At 44.0% G+C, this 19,999-nt stretch carries 12 protein-coding genes; 9 read left to right on the top strand and 3 right to left on the bottom strand.

Features of this window, described 5'->3' with window-relative positions:
* Positions 1 to 143: 143 nt before the first annotated feature.
* On the bottom strand, positions 144 to 1,892 hold the full coding sequence (locus JMX50_RS09960; RefSeq protein ID WP_201629410.1) for a mechanosensitive ion channel: 1,749 nt from the start codon (positions 1,890 to 1,892) through the stop codon (positions 144 to 146).
* Between the two features lie 416 nt (positions 1,893 to 2,308).
* On the opposite strand from JMX50_RS09960, the gene JMX50_RS09955 reads away from it, so the two are divergent.
* Complete coding sequence (locus JMX50_RS09955) at positions 2,309 to 3,040, top strand: FKBP-type peptidyl-prolyl cis-trans isomerase (RefSeq protein ID WP_201563943.1); 732 nt, start codon at positions 2,309 to 2,311, stop codon at positions 3,038 to 3,040.
* Positions 3,041 to 3,222: 182 nt separating this feature from the next.
* On the opposite strand, the gene argA is transcribed toward JMX50_RS09955, so the two are convergent.
* Positions 3,223 to 4,545, bottom strand: coding sequence for an amino-acid N-acetyltransferase (gene argA, locus JMX50_RS09950; protein WP_201626097.1), 1,323 nt, complete (start codon positions 4,543 to 4,545; stop codon positions 3,223 to 3,225).
* Positions 4,546 to 5,041: 496 nt separating this feature from the next.
* On the opposite strand from argA, the gene JMX50_RS09945 reads away from it, so the two are divergent.
* The gene (locus JMX50_RS09945) at positions 5,042 to 5,629 is read left to right on the top strand and encodes a hypothetical protein (protein ID WP_201629409.1); all 588 of its coding nucleotides are present in this window, start codon (positions 5,042 to 5,044) and stop codon (positions 5,627 to 5,629) included.
* 157 nt (positions 5,630 to 5,786) lie between these two features.
* Here the strand turns inward: JMX50_RS09945 and JMX50_RS09940 are convergent, their stop codons facing one another.
* Complete coding sequence (locus JMX50_RS09940; protein WP_227671015.1) at positions 5,787 to 6,815, bottom strand: patatin-like phospholipase family protein; 1,029 nt, start codon at positions 6,813 to 6,815, stop codon at positions 5,787 to 5,789.
* 267 nt (positions 6,816 to 7,082) lie between these two features.
* Here JMX50_RS09940 and recG point away from each other — a divergent pair, with 267 nt between their 5' ends.
* The 7 genes from recG (at position 7,083) to JMX50_RS09905 (ending at position 19,909) form a co-directional block, all read left to right on the top strand.
* Positions 7,083 to 9,437 (top strand): ATP-dependent DNA helicase RecG, encoded by a 2,355-nt coding sequence (recG, locus tag JMX50_RS09935; protein ID WP_227671013.1) that lies wholly within the window; start codon positions 7,083 to 7,085, stop codon positions 9,435 to 9,437.
* 427 nt (positions 9,438 to 9,864) lie between these two features.
* Complete coding sequence (locus JMX50_RS09930) at positions 9,865 to 10,959, top strand: OmpW/AlkL family protein (protein ID WP_201629408.1); 1,095 nt, start codon at positions 9,865 to 9,867, stop codon at positions 10,957 to 10,959.
* Positions 10,960 to 11,457: 498 nt separating this feature from the next.
* Complete coding sequence (locus JMX50_RS09925; protein ID WP_201629407.1) at positions 11,458 to 12,792, top strand: efflux RND transporter periplasmic adaptor subunit; 1,335 nt, start codon at positions 11,458 to 11,460, stop codon at positions 12,790 to 12,792.
* On the top strand, positions 12,789 to 15,887 hold the full coding sequence (locus tag JMX50_RS09920) for an efflux RND transporter permease subunit (RefSeq protein ID WP_201629406.1): 3,099 nt from the start codon (positions 12,789 to 12,791) through the stop codon (positions 15,885 to 15,887). Before JMX50_RS09925 ends, JMX50_RS09920 begins: the two co-directional genes overlap by 4 nt.
* Before the next feature lie 597 nt (positions 15,888 to 16,484).
* Positions 16,485 to 17,531, top strand: a complete 1,047-nt coding sequence (locus tag JMX50_RS09915) for an ATP-binding protein (protein WP_227671011.1) — start codon at positions 16,485 to 16,487, stop codon at positions 17,529 to 17,531.
* A 220-nt stretch (positions 17,532 to 17,751) separates the two neighbouring features.
* Positions 17,752 to 18,804, top strand: a complete 1,053-nt coding sequence (locus JMX50_RS09910; protein ID WP_201629404.1) for a DUF1852 domain-containing protein — start codon at positions 17,752 to 17,754, stop codon at positions 18,802 to 18,804.
* 58 nt (positions 18,805 to 18,862) lie between these two features.
* On the top strand, positions 18,863 to 19,909 hold the full coding sequence (locus tag JMX50_RS09905; protein WP_201629403.1) for a methionine synthase: 1,047 nt from the start codon (positions 18,863 to 18,865) through the stop codon (positions 19,907 to 19,909).
* Positions 19,910 to 19,999: the final 90 nt, after the last annotated feature.

Raw genomic sequence — 19,999 nt, 5'->3', positions numbered from 1 at the left:
CTTAAAGATTATTATTTCAGCATGCGATGACGAGTTTAAATAAAGGAAGCTTGAATAAAAAACTTAACTAGCAAGCATAAAAAAAGACAGCCTAAGCTGTCTTTTTTATTTAAGTTAACGACTATCCATTACTAAATGATAGGTTATTTCAAATTATCATTGTCGTTAGTAGGTGGGAAACCATTATTACTGTCATCGGTTTCGATGTGGTTAATATCAACCGGTTCAGAACCCAAATCGCTTCTTGAATCTAAGTCATTACTTGTGCCTAAGTTGTTAGGCGTACCAGTATTTGAGCTTAAGTTATTTGGTGTACTGGCAGCAGCAGGGGCAACAGGCGTCGTGTTGCTCGCTGCATTTGGCGTATTCTCACGAACTGACGCGGCAAACTTATCTTGAGTTGACGAGTTCGGTGTCAAAGCAGATTTCGCTTTTGCTTCATCACGCTCTCTATCCATCTTATCCTGCATCTTGCGTAAGAAGCGAGCTGCTGCTTCTTGACCGCCAAGACCAAATGATAGAGCAAACGCTACCGCAACTGCACCTAAGGTTAGACCAAATGCGAGGTTAACAATAGAGTCAGCAATACCCATCGCTTTTAGACCCATGGCCAATACTAAGCCCATGATTAATACACGTACGATGTTTGCTAAGAACTGTGAACCTTGCTCAGAGCGCTCAACGACACCAGCGATGATGTTGGCAAGCCAAAAGCCAATAAACAGAATGACCGCGCCGAGGATGATGTTGGCACCAAACGCGATAAACATGGTGATGATGGCTGAGATAGGCTCAAAACCTAGTAAATCAGCGGCAGCGATAGCAGCAAACAACATCGCAAAGAAGATAATCGCATAACCCACTAGGTCAGAGATTTTCTTATCGCCCATCGTCTGCTCTAAACCAACTTTCGCAGGCAACTGATTAATTTGGGTGTTTTCAAGTAGACCTTTGATGATGTTGGCAACCATACGTACGACATAGAAGGTGACGATTAAAATCGCTGCTGCCATAAATATATTTGGCAGTGCTTCCATGATTTTATTAAGCATGTTGGTCGCAGGGCGAGCAATCACATCGATTTTTAGCGCATTTAAAGCTGCAATAATCGTTGGAATAATAACCACTAAAAATGCTAGTGAACCTGCGATATTAGGCAAGCTGTTTTGTTCGCTTAGGCCTGCTTTGGTCGCAAGCTTCTGTACATCAAAAGTAGAAACTAAGTTGGTTACAATGCCGCGTACGACTTTGGCGATGATATAACCCACCACAAAGACCACACCAGCGATAAGGATATTAGGAATAAAGCTGAAGATTTTATCAACCATATTGGTCAATGGTGCAAATAAACCATCAAGCTCTAACTGACCAAGTACCATGGTCAATACAATCAACAGGATAAACCAGTAAACCATATCAGCAATGGTGCTGCTCATTGGCTTTACGCCAGCCTTGGCACTTAAACGCTCATCCATCGAGGTTTTTGCTAACGCTGCGTTAATCGCTGTACGAGCAACGGTGGCAATAACCCAACCAACCACACCAACGGCAACCGCCGCAATGATATTCGGTATAAAGGTCAAGACTTGGTTGACCATATTAGCAAATGGGGTTGAAATAGAATTCAGATTTAATTGACTTAACGCGCCAGCGATGGCGATGATGAAAATAAACCAGAAAACGATTTTGGAGATAATCCCTTCTAAATCGTAGCTTTTACCCGTAGAAGAATTCATACGCTGGTTGAGATTGATCTTCGATAGCACACCGCGCACAAGGGCGGCGATACCCAGTGCCACAAGCCAGCCAATGATAAAAATTAGAATAGCGCCGATGATGGAGCCAATAGGGCCACCCAGATAACCGTTGAACGATGTATACATTGGATTCATCCTGTCCTCCTTGAATGTTCATGTATCAGCCGTTAAATAATCCACGCTATTAAATAGAAACAGGATTATTTGCAGGAAACACATACCTAATTATTAGTATTTTTGATTTAAATTATTTAAAAAGCGGTTCTAAACAGAGAACAATCAACACTTTATGTCAATTGTTAACAAAAACTACGTTCTGTTACTTCATACCTTAACTAATTTAGCTTAGCTGATGTAATGAAGGATTTAAAGACAGAAAGCTTAACTGCTTACTATAGTTGTGTGATAAGTTGTTATTTTTGCGGCAAATATTAACATAGACTGTACATTTGACCGATAATTTCACGGGAATCATAGCTCCTAAAACTAAGATTTGTTATGATAGAAGAATGTGACATCTCGCCACTATCCTTATAATTTGAGAGTATTCTATGAAAAAAATTACTACCTTAAGCATTAGCGCCCTTGCTAGTGCGATGTTATTAATCACCGGCTGTAACGCCAGCAATGGTAATCAAGAAACCGCCAGCAAAAGCGTTTCAGTAACTGAAAAAAGCCCAGCCAATGAAAAAGTGGGTTACAGTTTGGGTTATATGATGGCAGAAGGTAATAAAGAAGCGGTCGGCGATCTCAATCTTGATACTTTTGAAAAAGGCTTTCGTGACGGCTATGAAGGTAAAGAGTCAGCATTGACGCAAGAGCAAATGCAAGAAGTATTGATGACCTATCAAAAAGAACAAGAAGAGAAGTTTGTTAAAGATATGGAAACCAAAGCAGGTGAAAATAAAACCAAAGGTGCGGCATTCTTAGCAGAGAACGGCAAGAAAGCTGGCGTGAAAACCACCGCTTCTGGCTTACAATATAAAGTATTGACCGCTGGTACTGGCAAATCACCAAAAGCGACCGACGTGGTTGAAGTCAACTACGAAGGTAAATTGATTGATGGTACGGTATTTGACAGCTCTTATGAGCGCGGTGAGCCAATCGAATTCCCATTAAACCAAGTCATTGCTGGTTGGACGGAAGGTTTACAGTTGATGAAAGAGGGCGGTAAATACGAGTTCTATATCCCATCTGACATCGCTTATGGCGAAGCGGGTAACGCCGGTATCGAGCCAAACAGCACGCTTATCTTTACCGTTGAGCTATTAAAAGTAAAATAAGGCGTTATTAGGCTTTTAACTGTTTTAACCCAAAGTGGTTATAAAAAAATGGTTATAAGAAAGCGCTTATAAAAAATAAAAAGCCCTCATACATTATGAGGGCTTTTTCGTGCGCGGCAGTTAAAGGTTAATTATCAGTTAACGAATAGCTAACTCACTCACTACTTATAGGGATTTTTTAATTATAAAGTCTTTTGGAATACTTTAGAATTACGACCGTTATTATATTTTTCACGGCGCGCTTCCGGTAGGGCGCTTGCTTCAACTTCTGCAAAGCCTTGCTCGACAAACCAATGCGCGGTACGAGTGGTCAGCACAAATAACTTATGCAGACCATGGCTGCGTGCTTGCTGCTCTAAAAATGCCAGCAAGTCAGCACCGCGGCTGCCACTACGGTATTCAGGATGTACCGCCACACAAGCGACTTCTGCTGAATCTGCATCCAACGGATAAAGCGCCGCACAGCCTAAAATCATGCCGTCACGCTCAATGACACTATAGTTATCAATCTCTTGTTCTAAGCGCTCGCGTGAGCGGCTGACCAAGATACCTTGTTCTTCTAGCGGTGATAATAGCTCAATCAGTCCGACCACATCGTCAATATTGGCACGGCGAATCTCTTCATAAGGGTCATGGCTAATCAAGGTGCCAGAACCATCACGGGTAAATAGCTCTTCGAGTAGCGCGCCATTTTTGGCATAAGAGATAATATGGGTGCGATGAACCCCTTGGCGGCACGCACTACTGGCGCAGCTTAAGAAGTAATTAATCTCACAGTTTAAATCACGGTCACGTAAGAAGCGGTCGACTTCATTTGGAATCATCTCACGCAGCAAGCGATTATCATGATTGATACCGGCTTCTTCGCCTAAGAATATCAGCTTATCGGCACCAAGCGCCACAGCGGCACTAAGAGCAACATCTTCAGCCAGTAAGTTAAAGACTTCACCAGTCGCTGAATAACCCATAGAGCCTAAAATCACGATATGGTCATGTAAAAGGTTGTTTTTAATGGCTTCAACATCGATAGAGCGCACTTCACCGGTCATCTGATAATCAACGCCATCACGGATACCATAAGGACGGGCGGTGACAAAATTACCCGAAACCGCATCGATACGCGAGCCGTACATCGGTGAGTTTGCCAAGCCCATCGATAGTTGGGCTTCGATTTGCAAACGAATCGCGCCAACGGCTTGTAAAATAGACGGCATGGCGACGCGCGGCGTCACGCGAATATCTTGATGCAATGGCGAGGCAATGTCTGCGTCTTTGAGGTTTTTTTCGATTTGCGGTCGCGCCCCGTGTACCAATACCAGCTTGATGCCCAAGCTGTGCAATAAAGCAAAGTCATGAATCAAGGTACTGAAATTGGGATGATTGACCGCCTCACCGCCAAACATAATCACGAAAGTCTTACCGCGATGGGTATTAATGTAAGGGGCAGAGTTACGGAACCAGTGAACGTATTCGGGGTTAATCTGTGGCATGGCGCTAGTAGTCATAATGGGAGCAATAGTCGTTAGAATAAGAAAAGGAGCGTGACAGCAAAAGCCTGTCGCTAATGAATTACCATAGCAAAAAACGCCGTTATGAGCTATCTTTTATTTCAGTGGTATTAAGAAGTCTTGGTAGTAAATAGATGATATACACAACCTCAACACGGGATTAGTGTACCGCCAAACGCTTTTTGTTATGCTAAGCGCTATTGCTTTAGTCATAGCTTACACAGATAATTGATAAAAATAACCATCGCTAAAAATAGTCATGGTAAAAAGTTAACATTCATCACGATGACGATATATGATGATGGCTAAGCTAAAAAATTAAGCAATAAAATAGTAGTGTGTGCAATCGGATGGTTGCTTAGCAGTATTATTTTGTTGACGTGTTGTATTGACGCGTTTTATAACTATATGGTTTTATCTACACATTGTTGTATTAGCGAATTTTTATTACAAGATTGTTTTATCGATACATTAACTAGGGATAATGAATGTCATGAAGAAAAGTAACCATTTTGCAAACCCGTTCAGTGCGTGGAGCGGACACCGCTTATTTCATGTTGTCGCCGGTACGCTCGTTGGCGTGATGGCAGTGACGCAGGCATCAGCAATGTTGCCAACGCCAGAACAAGCCGTTGATAATTCAGTGGCAATGCAAGCAAATGCCAACCAAGGCAGTAGCTCAAATGCGCAAGCGGTTAATAGCAAAATCACTGCGTCACTCATTAGTGTCGATACCAATGGTCAGGAACTGCTCGTACCGGTCAATGCCAATACGCGTTTGCAGTCAGGTAACGTCTTGGAGTATCAAGGCTATTTTACCAATACCAATGCCGATCGCGTCCGTAAAATGACGGTTACCATGAGTATTCCTGAGCAAGTAGAATTGCTACGTGCCGTATCTCCTGATTTCCCATATGGCAGTGCTGACGGCAGTAATTTTGCTCGTATGCCGTTACGTGGCAAGGTTGATAATCAACTGCAAGAAATCCCATTAAAGTTTTATAAAGCGGTACGTTGGGACTTAGAAGGCGTTGGTCTTAATGACACGGTCGTGGTTAAATATCGTGCGCGTGTTAAATAAATTCCTTTTTTAATATTTATTTAATACTTGCTGCATCAAAAAGCACCACAGTGAATACTGCGGTGCTTTTTTATTGTCGTTTTTTGAGCTTCAGCAGTACTGTAGCCTTGAAGTTGTTTTGATCATATTTGCCGTTCATTTATCAATTAAGGAGCTGCTAAAGCGTTGCGTATTTACTCTGTGCTTTGTCTTTCAGTGCTTTGTCTTTAATAAGTTGTTTAATTGCATTGATTTGCGGAGTAGTGGCTTGTGTGCCAGCCGTCATCAAAGTACTGCGCTGGCTGGTATCGATTGAGCTGATATGAGCAACATTTGGCATGATGATAATATCAGCGCGATCGCGCTCACGGCGCATCGATGTAGTACGACTGCTACTTGCTTGACTGGAATCAGTGCCATTTGCGGCGGCATTTGCGATAATGCTGCTCTCAAGAAAGCCCCAAAAACTGGTTAATGAGTTGATGGTCGGTTTTCTATTGCTGGCGGAAGTATTAACATTAGCAGCAGTCACATCAACGGCGATGATAATATCTGCACCCAAGTCACGCGCTGTATCAACCGGTACTAAGCTGACCACACCGCCATCGATATATTTTTTACCGACTTGTTCAGGAATGCGCGGCGCAATGAAAATATTGGGGACACTACAGGATGCTTGTACCGCAAGTCCGGCATTGCCACTGCTAAAAACTGCCTTTTTTAGCGTGTGTTTTTCGGCAGCAACTGCCGCAAAAGATATTGGAAAGTCCTCTATAGCGCGTCCGCTTACTTTTGTATTGATAAAGTTTTTAAGCTTAATACCTTCGATAAAGCCTTGGTTGGATAAGGTGAAATCTGTCAATTCACTATCAGAAGTATTTAAGGCTAATTGTTCAAGCTGTTTGGCGTTATAACCACTGGCATATAAGCTGCCAACTAGACTACCGACACTGGTACCGACCACTAGCGTTGGCGTGATACCGTTTTCTTCTAACGCTTTAATCACGCCGATATGGGCAAAGCCTTTTGCACCGCCGCCGCCTAAGACTAGGGCGACTTTTGGTTGATTGTTTATAGGCGTGACTGTCTCAGCAACTGGCGACAGGCTCTGACAAGCACTCATAGACAATCCCAATATGCCAAGCATACTGAATCGCAGTAATCGTGATAAATGACGATATGGATAATAGTTAGCAAATGAAAACATAAAAAACCTTAGCAAAAATCGTCATAGAGGAATAAATGGTTATACGATAAGCCATTCATCAATAGCTTACTCAGAAATCAGCTAGACGCCGTATCGCTAAATAGCTTAGCATAAGCAAGTCGCTTGTCAGTTATAATCATAATGACTGAGTGTTTTATAGCAGGTTGATGATTATAGCTTTTATAAGACGGCTCAGACTTTAAAAAATAGACGACAAAAAAGACAGTTGATTAAATAATATTTACCTTAACATCATTAGGATTATTGATGCCCATATCGGTTAAGCACGCGACAGTGAATCCATCAGACCATATTAGGTCTGATATGCCCGTTTCGGCGCTTGATATGCCGGTGACGGCGCTGGCGGGTGTGGGACCAAAAGTGGCCGAGCAATTAGCCCAATTAGGTATTGAGCGCATTTTCGATTTACTGCTGCATCTGCCGCGTGACTATGAAGATCGTAGCCGACTGGTATCGATAGCCGATGTGGCACATGGGCAAGCTGCCTTGATTACAGGGCGGGTGGTACATGTCGATACCAAGCGTAGTGGCATGACGGTGGTGGTCGATGATGAGACTGGCACCATATCGCTGCGTTTTTTCAAGGTGTATCAAGGTCTTGCGCAAACGATGAGTCTTGGTACGCAGTTGCAATTATTTGGCGAAGTAAAGGTCAGTCGTTACGGTAAGCAGATACATCATCCTGAATATCAAATCATTAGCAGTAACGAAGCCGTCGTTAATACAGGCTTACAGCCGATTTATCCTAGCGTGAAAGGCTTGCATCAAAATAAGCTGCGCACGCTAATTAAGCTTGCGCTGCAAACGGTTCGTACTCAAGGTTTACCGATGACTTTGTTTACGCCGGCTGACTTTGCTGTGGTCGCTGATTTACCGTTAGTACCTTTTGAGCCTGCTAAATTAGCAATTGCGGAACATGATTTTCCAGACGATATATTTTCAACCCTCGCGCGTAGTGTGCCTGACAATTCTATTAACAATAGTGTAAATAGAGCTGCGTCCTCTATTTATGGCGTAAATAATGACTCTAATACAGTCACTGCTAATGATATTGCCAATAATAATGTCTATAACTTAACCATATTTGAAGCCTTAGTATTGCTGCATACGCCGCCGACTTATACCGATGCAGGGCGACAATATCAGCTGCTGACGCAATTAAGTGCCCGTACCCATGCGGCTTGTCAGCGTTTAATCATTGAAGAACTGACCGCGCATCAACTTAGCCTATTATATCGCCGTCAGCAATTACATCAGTATAAAGCGCCTAAATGTACTAGCCAAAGCCCATTGGCTGATAAATTATTTGCAGCATTGCCGTTTGATTTAACCGGCGCACAAAAAAGAGTCATGAAAGATATCACGGCTGATATGGCGACCTCTATTCCGATGCTAAGACTGGTACAAGGCGATGTCGGCGCTGGTAAAACCTTGGTTGCGGCAGGAGCGGCGGGTTATGCATTGGATAGTGGCTGGCAGGTGGCGGTCATGGCGCCAACGGAAATCTTAGCAGAGCAGCATTTGGTGAATTTTAAAAACTGGTTTGAGCCGTTAGGGGTCGGCGTTGGCTGGCTCGCTGGTAAACAAACGGCAAAGCAGCGCCGCGAAGCCTTAGCGGCAGTGGCGGAAAATACGGTACAAGTGGTCGTTGGCACCCATGCATTATTTCAGGAGCAAGTACAGTTTGCCAAATTGGGCTTGGTTATTATTGATGAGCAGCACCGCTTTGGTGTTGAGCAGCGTATGGCCTTGACCAATAAAGGCGTGGCCAATAGCACGCCGCATCAGCTGATTATGACGGCAACGCCGATTCCGCGTACGCTCGCGATGAGCGTTTATGGTGATATGGATACTTCCATCATCGATGAGTTGCCACCGGGGCGTACGCCAATTACCACGGTGACCATTGACCGTAACCGCCGCGATGAAGTCATTGAGCGTATTGCGGTCAATTGTGAAGCAGGCAGGCAGGCGTATTGGGTCTGCTCATTGGTAGAAGAATCCAGCGTGCTCGATGCGCAAGCAGCAGAAGCGACTTATGAAGACTTAAATGAGCGCTTGGATATTCGCATTGGCTTGGTACATGGCAAAATGAAGTCCGCTGACAAACAAGCCATCATGCAAGAATTCAAGACTGGCAATCTTGATTTATTGATTGCCACTACCGTTATCGAAGTGGGTGTTGATGTTCCTAATGCGTCGTTAATGGTCATCGAAAATGCCGAACGGCTAGGGTTATCGCAATTACATCAATTACGTGGGCGCGTTGGTCGTGGTTCGACCAAAAGCTTCTGCGTACTATTATACCAAAAGCCGTTATCAGAGACGGGCACGGAGCGCTTAAACGTCCTGCGAGAAAGTACCGACGGTTTTGTTATTGCGCAAAAAGACTTAGAGCTGCGCGGCCCTGGTGAGCTGTTAGGCAAACGCCAAACCGGCAACGTTGGTTATTATTTGGCCGACCTTATTCGTGATGAGCAATTATTTGCTATTGCACAGCGCTTAGCAAAACATCTTATTGCTGACCCAACACGTAAAGCCGACGTAAGCCAATTGATACACCGCTGGATGCCAGAGGCCAGTCGCTATACCAATGCTTAATGCTGATTGACGCAAGAATTTTCCTGATACTGATTGACATAAGAAAAGCCATTATTCTTCTAGGAATAATGGCTTTTCTTTATGGTTTTTATAAGCAGTCTTTTGAAAAAACGAATGCTGTGTTTAATTTTTGTCAACGAATATTGACTTGGTTGTTCTGGAATCATCCTTGATATGACAATTAGAGTGTGGCAGTTTACGGCAGTGGATTGCCAAAGCGTCTTCCATGCGTTTACTAGAATGTAGCGATTTTTATCACGATAAGTCTTTGAAATTCGCGCATTTCTAGTTGTTTTACCGATTCTAACAGGACGTTAGAATGAGAGCGTGACGGCTTAATACTGCCAACATTATCTAATCTGTTTAGTGATTGCTGTGCCATTCATGCTTCTAATTCACGGCCTGAATTTATTAACAAGGATGTTTCATGAAAAAGATGTTAACTCTCGCTTGCGCCATTGCAACGCCATTATTATTTAGCCAATCTGCTGTTGCTGAGTTTGATTACTTTAAAACCGATGGTAGCTTCAAACGCTTTTCTGTCTCTGCTGGCTGGTTGCACGCCTCTCCGCAAGGCAAAGCCAACCCCTTAGAAAATACCACTGCCATCAAAGACGGCACAGTTGCTAATAATGGCAGCGTAAAGGTCGAAACGGTCAGAGAGGTTTTGGTTAAAGATCAAGATCGTTTTGGATTTATAGATGGCACATTAAAGGGTCTAGGTGCTAAAACGGATTTATCCAAAGTTCCTGTATTAGGCGACGTCTCTGGTACGACCAAAATTAACGGCTTAGAAAGCTGGACCAGTGCTGGTACAGGGCTTGAGTCCGATGACGTCGATACGTTTGGCTTGTTGTTTAATTATTATATTAATGATCATTGGTCAGTTGAGGTCAAAGCTGGCATACCGCCCAAAGTCGATATCCTAGGTCAAGGGCAGGTATATGCACCATTAAAGGGCACGGTCAGTCCGGACGGTATCGCAGGCACCCTATTAGGTGATTTTGAAATTTCAAAGGATATGCCGATTACCGATTTAGAGCAAGGTAATGGCGTGGCCTCTAGTGCTCGTGCATGGCTACCGGCCGCAGGAGTGCAATATCAATTTGGCAAATCTGGAGTCAATAAATTTCGCCCTTATGTCGGTGCTGGGGTGATGTATGCCTATTTTGATGACATTGAGCTAAATGATGGTATTCGTAAAGATTTAGAAAGGGCTGGACACCAAATTCAAAATATTAAAGATGGCAAAGCGGGCGCTGCGTTAGAAGATGTGAAATCCAGTCAAGGGATGAGCGTGGATGTTGAGGCTGACAGTGCCTTTGCGCCTATCGTTACGCTTGGTGCTACCTATGACTTTAATGACAAATGGTTTGGGGTAGGCTCTGTGTCCTATGCAAAGCTGGACAGTGATACGACGATTACAGTCAAAAACGATAAGAATGAAGAATTGATTCGAGCAAAGTCTAACCTCGATATTGATCCTTATATTACCTTCCTTGGTGTTGGCTATCGTTTCTAATAAACACTTTATAAAAAATTCAGGACTTAATAAACATAGCGCATATTCTTAGGGGTGTGCGTTGTGTTTTTTTGGTTATAAATTATAAAATGTATCTCTATCTATTCAAATCCATTAACGAGCCGTTCTACTAGTTTATTACTTTTATCGTATTCGCTTTGAGAGTTTTTACATTAGCCTATTATTAGTAGACGCTAAACTTACGAACCTAAGACACTATATATAAAAATAAGATGATGACTTGATATATGCTATCCTCAATAAATTTACAGACTAATGTAATCATAAATAGTGCTGCGCGGGTCAAAGGTTGACGGTGAGCATGGGTAGAGTATTTATAAGCTGCTATTTTTTAAGCTTAAAATGCATAACCATATTGTTTATTGCTTGCTGTCTGAGGTTGCTTTGATTGACGCTGGTCTGTTTTTTTTCCTATTATGTTTCTAACATTCTATTCCTTATACCATTTCTAATTGCCTGTATTGACAGAGAGTTATCATGAGCGATGTTGAAGACCACAAGCTGCCAGTTGAATCTGAGCTACCACCTTACCGCCAAGCGGATGGACGAGCGCCTAAACCAAGGTCGAAATTTCCCTTATGGTTGTTGCCGGTATTGGCTATCGTGCTTGTAATCGGGGTATTGGTCGGCAAGTACTGGGGCGGTGATAAAGCGGTGAGTAATGAGTCGCCAGCTGCTAACAGTGTGCAAAACGCTAGCGCAAACCCAGACGATGCCAGCAGCGCGCAAGCGGTGTTGTCGGTCGAAACGGTGTCGCCAAGCCAAGACAGTATTGGTAACACACTCAGTGCCGATGGCACCATCAACGCTAAAGATGTCGCTAATGTCAGTGCCAAAGTAAACGGCGTTGCTATCGAGCGTATATTGGTCGAGGAGGGCGATCGCGTCAAAGCAGGGCAAGTACTGGCGATATTTGATACCGATGCCATGGAGCAGCAAGTCTTGCAAGCTGAGGCCGATGTTGCTGAAGCAGAAGCAACGCTTGCCAATGCGACTGCCGATGCCGCTCGTGTCCTGCCGCTGATTGAGATTGATGCCATCAGTAGACAAGAAGCGGATCGCTATCGCACCTCTAAACTGCAAGCACAGGCGGCCTTGCAAGCATCCAAAGCGCGCCTAAGTACCCAGCGTTTAAGTGTCAATAATGCCAATGTGGTCGCACCGGTCAGCGGTGTCATCAGTGAAAAAATGGCTGAGGTCGGTATGGTCGCTGGCGGTGAGCCGCTATTTACCATTATTAAAGGCGGAGTTTTGGAATGGCGCGCGGATATCGATCCTAAACTCCTTGGTGAAGTCAATGTCGGCACGCCAGTACGCGTCAGCTTACCGGGCGGCGATTCAGTCATGGGGCAAGTCAGTCGTATTGCACCAACTGCCGATGATAACCGCCAAATTACTATTTATGCCAGCCTTGCTGCTAACTCAAAAGTACGGGCAGGCATGTATCAAACGGGCGAGTTTTTATTGGGTAGTACCAGCGCCCAAACCGTGCCTAATAGCGCCATTGTCAGTAATGATGGTTATGATTATGTGATGTTAGTGACTAATGTTAATAGTCAAAACGGTCAAAACATTGGCCGTATCAAACAACAACGCGTGACCTTAGGTGAGCGCTTTGGTGATAGTGTGGCGCTGACAGAGCCATTACCTGCAGAAAGCCGACTGGTAAAGCAAGGCGGTAGCTTCTTAAACGATGGCGACTTAGTACGTGTCGTTGATGGTTTAAATACAGCCAATGATAAAACAGGCAGCCAAGCTGGTAAAACGGCAACCGCCGTAAGCACTGGCACAGCCACGCAGGCGCGCTCATGAGTTTAAATGTTTCCGCTTACTCGATTAGAAATCCTTTAGTTGCTATCTTGCTATTTGTGCTGCTGACCTTGGGCGGCATCTACGGCTTTATGCAAATGAAGGTGCAGCAGTTTCCCGATATTGACCTGCCAGCGGTAGTGGTTACGGTAACCTTGCCGGGTGCTGCGCCATCGCAGCTCGAAAACGATATTGCAAAAAAGGTGGAAAATAAGCTTACCAGTATTGAGGGTGTCAAGCATATTCGCACCACATTACAGACGGGCGTAGCGACCATAGCCACCGAGTTTGTCTTAGAAAAAGACATTCAAGAAGCGGTCGACGATGTGCGTTCGGCAGTCGGTGAGGTACGGGGCGATTTACCAGCCGCTGCCAATGATCCCATCATTACCAAGGTTTCAACGTCAGGTTTCCCCGTCGTTACCTACTCTGTTGCCTCTGAAAATATGAATGTGGAGGATTTATCTTGGTTCGTCGATGACACCATTACCAAGCGTCTCTCTGATATACCGGGTGTCAGTACCGTGAGCCGTATCGGCGGTTTGCAGCGTGAGATTACGGTTGCCGCTGACCCTACTACTCTAAGTGGTCTTAAGCTTTCTATCACTCAGTTATCCAATCAAATCACTGGTATTCAGCAAGACAGCTCAGGCGGTGAAGCAGAAGTAGGCAAAACCACCCAGACTATTCGTGTGCTTGGGGCGGTTGAGCGCGCCAGTGATTTAAACAATTTACAAGTTGCTGTGCCGACAGGTGGTACGCAAGCACTTGGACGTATGGCGCAAATCACTGATGGCGCCGCTGACCCAAGCTCGATTGCCAAGCTAGATGGCGAAACCGTAGTGGCATTTAATATCACCCGTTCACGCGGTGCCAGTGAGGTTGAGGTCATGGAGCTGGTTGATGCTGAGCTTGCCAAGCTGTCAGCCGATATCGGCAATATCGATATTGAAAAAGTCTACGATAGAGCCACGCCAATTGCCGAGGATTATCAAGCATCTTTACGTATGTTGATAGAAGGCGGTTTGCTTGCCGTGGTAGTGGTGTTTTTATTCTTACGCAATATCCGCGCGACCTTTGTAGCGGCTGTGGCATTGCCACTGTCAGTCATTCCTACTTTTTTAGGTATGTACTTATTTGGCTTTAGCCTTAATATTATCTCGTTATTAGCACTGTCATTGGTCATCGGTGTACTGGTCGATGATGCGATTGTAGAAGTCGAAAACATCATCCGCCATTTGCGTATGGGCAAAACGCCTTATGAAGCTGCGATGGAAGCGGCTGACGAGATTGGCTTGGCAGTCGTCGCGACCACCTTTACTCTAATTGCGGTATTTTTACCGACGGCCTTTATGGGCGGTATTGTCGGGCAGTTTTTCCGGCAATTTGGTTGGACAGCGGCCTTATCCATATTTGCATCGTTAATGGTCGCGCGCCTAATCACCCCGATGATGGCCGCTTATATATTGCGCCCAGAAAAAAAGCACGTTGAAAAACAAAGCGCGCTGATGGATTGGTATTTAAAAGTGGTCTCATGGACGCTGCATCATCGCTGGATTACGATGGGGGCGACGTTAATATTGTTTGTGGCGTCGTTGGCTTTGGTGAAATTACTACCGACGTCCTTTATCCCTGATAATGATATTGACCAGACGCGGGTCGAGATTGAGCTGACCCCTGATGTGGCGCTTGAAGATACCGAGCGTGTTGCTGCGATGGCCAGTGAACGTATATTGGCCATGCCTGAAGTGACCAATATTTTTACCTCAGTAGGAGAAGCGCAAGCGGCAATGGAAGCCAGCTCAGGCGGCAAAGCTGAAAATATCGCAGGCTTAGATATTGTGCTTGCTCCAAGAGCAGAGCGCGGCTCTAAGCAAGAGATTGAGCGTCAGATAAGCAGCATGTTGGCAGAAGTGCCGGGCGCGCGCTTTTCCGTTGGTTTATCGAGTGGCGGTGAAACTGGTTATAATTTTTCTTTAACCAGTACCGATCCGCGCCTGCTTGAGCAAACAGCGCAGCAAATGATGGCAGAGATTCGGGCGTTACCAAGCGCCGGCGCTGTCACCAGTGATCGCAGCCTGCCGCGCCAAGAGCTGACGGTGACACCAAATAGACTGGCGATGGCTGATAAAGGCGTGACCACGCAAGATATTGCTACGACCTTACGTGTGGCGACCGTGGGCGATTATGAGCAGCGTTTATCTAAGCTCAATCTCGATACGCGGCAGATACCGATAGTGGTACGTTTGCCAGATATCGCCAAGCAAAATGTCAGTCAATTAGAAGGTTTATATGTGCCGAGTGCCTTACCAGCTGGACAAGGCGTACGAGTGGGTGAAGTGGCGTCGTTAGATTTTGGTACTGGACCTGCGCAAATCAGCCGCCTCGATCGTGAACGGGCGATTAGTATCACCGTCCAGCCTGCCAATGGCGAGCTTGGCGACTTGGTGCAAGCGGTTAAAAGCATACCCAGTATGCAACAGATGCCAGCTTCTATTACCATTATTGACCAAGGGCAAGCAGAAAACATGGCTGAGCTATTTAGCGGTTTTGTGATTGCGATGTCGGTTGGTGTGGTCTGTATTTTAGGCGTGCTGATTTTATTATTTGGGCGGATATTGCAGCCCTTTACTATTTTGATGGCGTTACCGTTGTCTATCGGTGGCGCTTTTGTCGGCTTGGTGATTACCAATAGCAGTCTGTCGATGCCATCGATGATTGGTTTTATTATGCTAATGGGTATCGCGACCAAAAACTCTATCTTGTTGGTCGACTATGCCCTGATTGCACAGCGCCGAGGTTTGGCGCGTTTTGATGCCATTATTGATTCTTGTCGTAAGCGTGCGCGGCCAATTATTATGACCACCATTGCGATGGGCGCGGGCATGTTGCCTTTAGTTTTTGGTTGGGGCGATGCCGACCCTACCTTCCGTCGTCCGATGGCTGCTGCGGTATTAGGCGGATTGGTGACCTCAACCTTATTAAGTCTCGTAGTCATTCCCGTGGTTTATACCCTGATGGATGATTTATCTGGATGGTTTGGTAAATGGTTGATACCGCATGGCAAGGATAAGGAAAGCACAGTTATCGAAAAGTAGTCAGTGCTGGTAAAGCTTCTGGGTCAATCACATAGGAAGTGGTTGATCTAGGGTATTTGGAGGCGAATCAGCTGTTTGCTATTGGTAGAGTTGACGTATTTTTAATGGAACCCTTTAAATAATAATTCTAAATTTAAAGGGTTTCATTAATGGTGTCTATTTGAAATGGTCTGTAAAGGTGTTTGGAAATATAACAAACTGAGTCCTGTGGGTTATAGCTAAAAACTCTGAAAGGTAGTAAGAAGATTTTAAGTTAGAAAGCAGCCGTTATTTACTAGATTCATACGTTTGGATTTTAAGGGATATCAGAAAATCTTGATCTATAAAATTATCTCAAACAAGCACTTGCGTATAGCATTACTGTTTTTGCTGATTCAGCAAATTATTGTTGCTTCATCAACGTACTTTATTGCTCGCCTTGCACAAAGCTTAACTGAGGACACTATTTCAATTTTGTATATGGTGCTATTTGCCGTCTCTTTAGTAGCAGTTTATTTGCCTGCATATTTTTGTGTCATCAATAGGGAGCGCGCTAAGTACGACGCTCATAAACTGTACAATGATAATTTTCATACTGTCTTTTTAGGCAAGACACATTTGTTATCCAGCGACGAGTTACAGAGTACGGCAACGACAACACTCGCCCAAGAGAGCAACTATACTCTTGAGACAGTCATTGATAGTATTTTTGATATTTCAGCTTTGGTACTCAATGTCTTATTTAACGTGTTGGTCATTGCTTGGTTTTTAGATGGTACGTTACTGCTTGGTTATGCAGTAGGTATTATTTCTGCCTCCATATTTGTGCATTTCAGACGGCACACCCTAAAAATGGCTGCCAAAACAGACCAGCAATCACGGCTGAGTTTAACCACCAAACTTTTTGACAGTTGGGATAACGTCGTTATTTTTAATAAGCATAATTACACGCTCTATAATAATATTGTTCAAAAAAGCTTTGCTATAGCAAAGAATAATAGCGTTAAATCCACCTCAATCCAGCACATCAATTCAAGCTTAGGCATGATCATACTTATGCTGCCTGTCTTTGTAGTCACGGCCTTTATTTTTAATAAAAATTGGCACGATGCTGCGACGATGGCGGTACTAATTGCCACGCTGCCAAGACAAATTCAGCTATTGCAAATGTGCTATGCCTTGATTGGTTACCATACCAGTATTGGTGTTATCAAAACGATGCTAGATGGTATTTTAGAGGTCTTACAACCTACCGCTGTCAATTTAGATAACTACATTCAAGCAGACCAAATACGTGTGCAGCAAACAGGGGATATTTTTGATTTAACACAATTACCCAAGCAAGGTAGAGTAACGTTGGTTGGTAATAATGGCGTTGGCAAATCTTGTATGTTGCTTAAGCTTAAAGAGCACTACCAAGAGCAGGCTTACTATTTACCTGCCAAGCATAATTTGTATTTCAATTACAAAACAGATAAAGCCCATAAGGGTTCAACAGGACAGCAACTCATCAAACAAATTCAAGAAATTAGAGAAGACGACCAAAGTACGATTGTCATGCTTGATGAATGGGATGCACATTTGGATAGAGAAAATACCCAAATCATAGATCAATATCTTGATCATCTTGCCCAAACAAGGCTTGTGGTGGATGTTAGACATTAATTTAAAGTTTTTTATCAACATGACATTCCCATCAAATAACCCTTCAAAACCCCCACTTTCTAATCCTTTTCTCCTAACCTAATCTTACCAACATGAATTTTACTCATCCTTAATTTAAATAGTATCATTTTTATTCATGATTTGGTTCGGGTATGATTCATCTCATACACAAATTTGGTTTTATCTCGACAATGAGAATAGATTAGGGTAGCGGATTATCATGAGTACAGAATTCACCTGTTCAATTAAGCGCATTCGTTTTGATGAAAACTATCATCCTGCCGACAGCACGCGTCTGACGACTAACTTTGCAAATTTGGCGCGCGGTGAGCATCGCCAAGAGAATTTACGCAAAACACTAACCATGATTAACAATCGTTTTAACGCCTTGGCGCATTGGGATAACCCGACCGCAGACCGTTATTCTGTCGAGGTTGATATCATTTCTGTCGATATGGATGTCGCAGGTAATGGTGATGCATTTCCTGTCATCGAAACGCTCAAAACAACGATTGTTGACCATAAAGACAACAGCCGTATTGACGGTATGATTGGCAACAGTTTCTCCTCTTACGTGCGCGATTATGACTTTAGTGTCGTCCTGCCAGAGCATTTCGATAAACATCCTGCATCGCAACCGCCAGAAGATTTTGGCGATTTACATGGCAAATTGTTTCAATATTTATTGAATTCAGAGGCTTACCAAGCCAACTTTACTAAAAAACCGGTCATTTGCCTCAGTGTGTCTACTAGTAAGACCTATCAGCGTACGACCAATCAGCATCCAGTATTAGGGGTTGAGTACAAACAAGACGGCTGCTCTTTGAACAAAGGGTCATTGACCGATGAGTATTTTTCCAAAATGGGCTTAACCGTACGTTACTTTATGCCGACAGATAGCGCCGCGCCTTTGGCATTTTATTTTGCCGGTGACTTGCTGACGGATTACAGCGATTTTGAGCTAATCAGTGCGATCAGTACCATGGAGACTTTCCAGAAAATCTATCGCCCTGAAATTTACAATGCCAACTCGAGCGCAGGTCAAGTCTATCAGCCGAGTTTAAACTACCAAGATTATTCACTGACGCAAATTGTCTATGACCGCGCAGAACGCAGTCAAATGGCGGTGACACAAGGTAAGTTCACAGAAGCGCAATTTATTAAGCCCTACCAAGACATTCTTGAGGAATGGGCAGCAAACTATGATGTTGCAACTCATACTGCTCAAAAAGAATCGGTTAAAGAAAAAGCTGTCAAAAAACAGGCTGCTTAACTGAGCGACATCTAATTAACTGACCTATAAAATACGAATGAATAAGAAGATGAATCCCATGACAATATTATTACCGACACAAAAATTGTTACCAACATCAACTGCGGGCAGCTTACCAAAACCTTCTTGGCTTGCCGAACCTGAAAAAATTTGGTCACCTTGGGCATTAGAAGGCGAGCAACTGCTTGAAGCCAAACAAGATGCGCTACGTTTAACATTGCAAGAACAGCGACATGCAGGGATTGATATTGTCAGTGATGGCGAGCAGACGCGTCAGCATTTCGTCACCACCTTTATTGAACATCTTGATGGCGTCGATTTTGAGAATCGTAAAACCGTTAAAATTCGTAATCGTTATGAGGCCAGTGTGCCGTCAGTGGTTGGCGCAGTAAGTCGTCAAAAGCCTGTATTTGTTGAAGATGCGAAGTTTTTACGTCAGCAAACCGATCAGCCAATTAAATGGGCGCTGCCCGGTCCGATGACCATGATTGATACCTTATATGATGGTCATTATAAAAGCCGTGAAAAATTGGCTTGGGAATTTGCTAAAATCTTAAATCAAGAAGCGAGAGAATTAGAAGCGGCGGGTGTAGATATCATCCAATTCGATGAACCTGCGTTTAACGTGTTCTTCGACGACGTCAACAACTGGGGCATCGCTACTTTAGAGCGTGCCATTGAAGGTTTAAAGTGTGAGACGGCGGTGCATATTTGCTACGGCTACGGCATCAAAGCCAATACCGATTGGAAAAAGACACTGGGTTCAGAGTGGCGTCAATATGAGCAAGCTTTTCCTAAATTGCAGCAGTCGAATATCGATATTGTCTCGTTAGAGTGTCAAAACTCACATGTACCGATGGATTTGATAGAACTCATTCGCGGTAAAAAAGTGATGATTGGTGCCATTGACGTTGCAACTAATAACATTGAAACCCCTGAAGAGGTTGCGGATACACTACGCAAAGCGCTGCAATTTGTTGATGCGGATAAGCTTTATCCTTCGACCAACTGCGGCATGGCACCGTTGTCGCGCCAAGTGGCACAAGGCAAACTAAAGGCGTTAAGTGCAGGCGCTGCAATCGTGCGTCAAGAACTGACGGCTTAGAGTTTATTAACTCAGCTTATGCAAGATTTAGCTTTTGTAGGTTAGGTTTTTAACTCCGCCTATAAAAGCTTGTTTAAACTCATGAGTGAC

Origin of the sequence: Psychrobacter maritimus, assembly GCF_904846345.1 — a bacterium.
Taxonomy (GTDB): domain Bacteria; phylum Pseudomonadota; class Gammaproteobacteria; order Pseudomonadales; family Moraxellaceae; genus Psychrobacter; species Psychrobacter maritimus.
Note: the sequence above shows the minus strand (reverse complement) of the source record. Positions and strands in the feature narration are given on the sequence as shown.

What these genes read in the sequence shown, in the direction of transcription:
- JMX50_RS09960 (WP_201629410.1), bottom strand. Translation starts at nt 1,892, where the DNA reads ATGAATCCAATGTATACATCGTTCAACGGTTATCTGGGTGGCCCTATT.
- JMX50_RS09955 (WP_201563943.1), top strand. Translation starts at nt 2,309, where the DNA reads ATGAAAAAAATTACTACCTTAAGCATTAGCGCCCTTGCTAGTGCGATG.
- argA (WP_201626097.1), bottom strand. Translation starts at nt 4,545, where the DNA reads ATGACTACTAGCGCCATGCCACAGATTAACCCCGAATACGTTCACTGG.
- JMX50_RS09945 (WP_201629409.1), top strand. Translation starts at nt 5,042, where the DNA reads ATGAAGAAAAGTAACCATTTTGCAAACCCGTTCAGTGCGTGGAGCGGA.
- JMX50_RS09940 (WP_227671015.1), bottom strand. Translation starts at nt 6,815, where the DNA reads ATGTTTTCATTTGCTAACTATTATCCATATCGTCATTTATCACGATTA.
- recG (WP_227671013.1), top strand. Translation starts at nt 7,083, where the DNA reads ATGCCCATATCGGTTAAGCACGCGACAGTGAATCCATCAGACCATATT.
- JMX50_RS09930 (WP_201629408.1), top strand. Translation starts at nt 9,865, where the DNA reads ATGAAAAAGATGTTAACTCTCGCTTGCGCCATTGCAACGCCATTATTA.
- JMX50_RS09925 (WP_201629407.1), top strand. Translation starts at nt 11,458, where the DNA reads ATGAGCGATGTTGAAGACCACAAGCTGCCAGTTGAATCTGAGCTACCA.
- JMX50_RS09920 (WP_201629406.1), top strand. Translation starts at nt 12,789, where the DNA reads ATGAGTTTAAATGTTTCCGCTTACTCGATTAGAAATCCTTTAGTTGCT.
- JMX50_RS09910 (WP_201629404.1), top strand. Translation starts at nt 17,752, where the DNA reads ATGAGTACAGAATTCACCTGTTCAATTAAGCGCATTCGTTTTGATGAA.
- JMX50_RS09905 (WP_201629403.1), top strand. Translation starts at nt 18,863, where the DNA reads ATGACAATATTATTACCGACACAAAAATTGTTACCAACATCAACTGCG.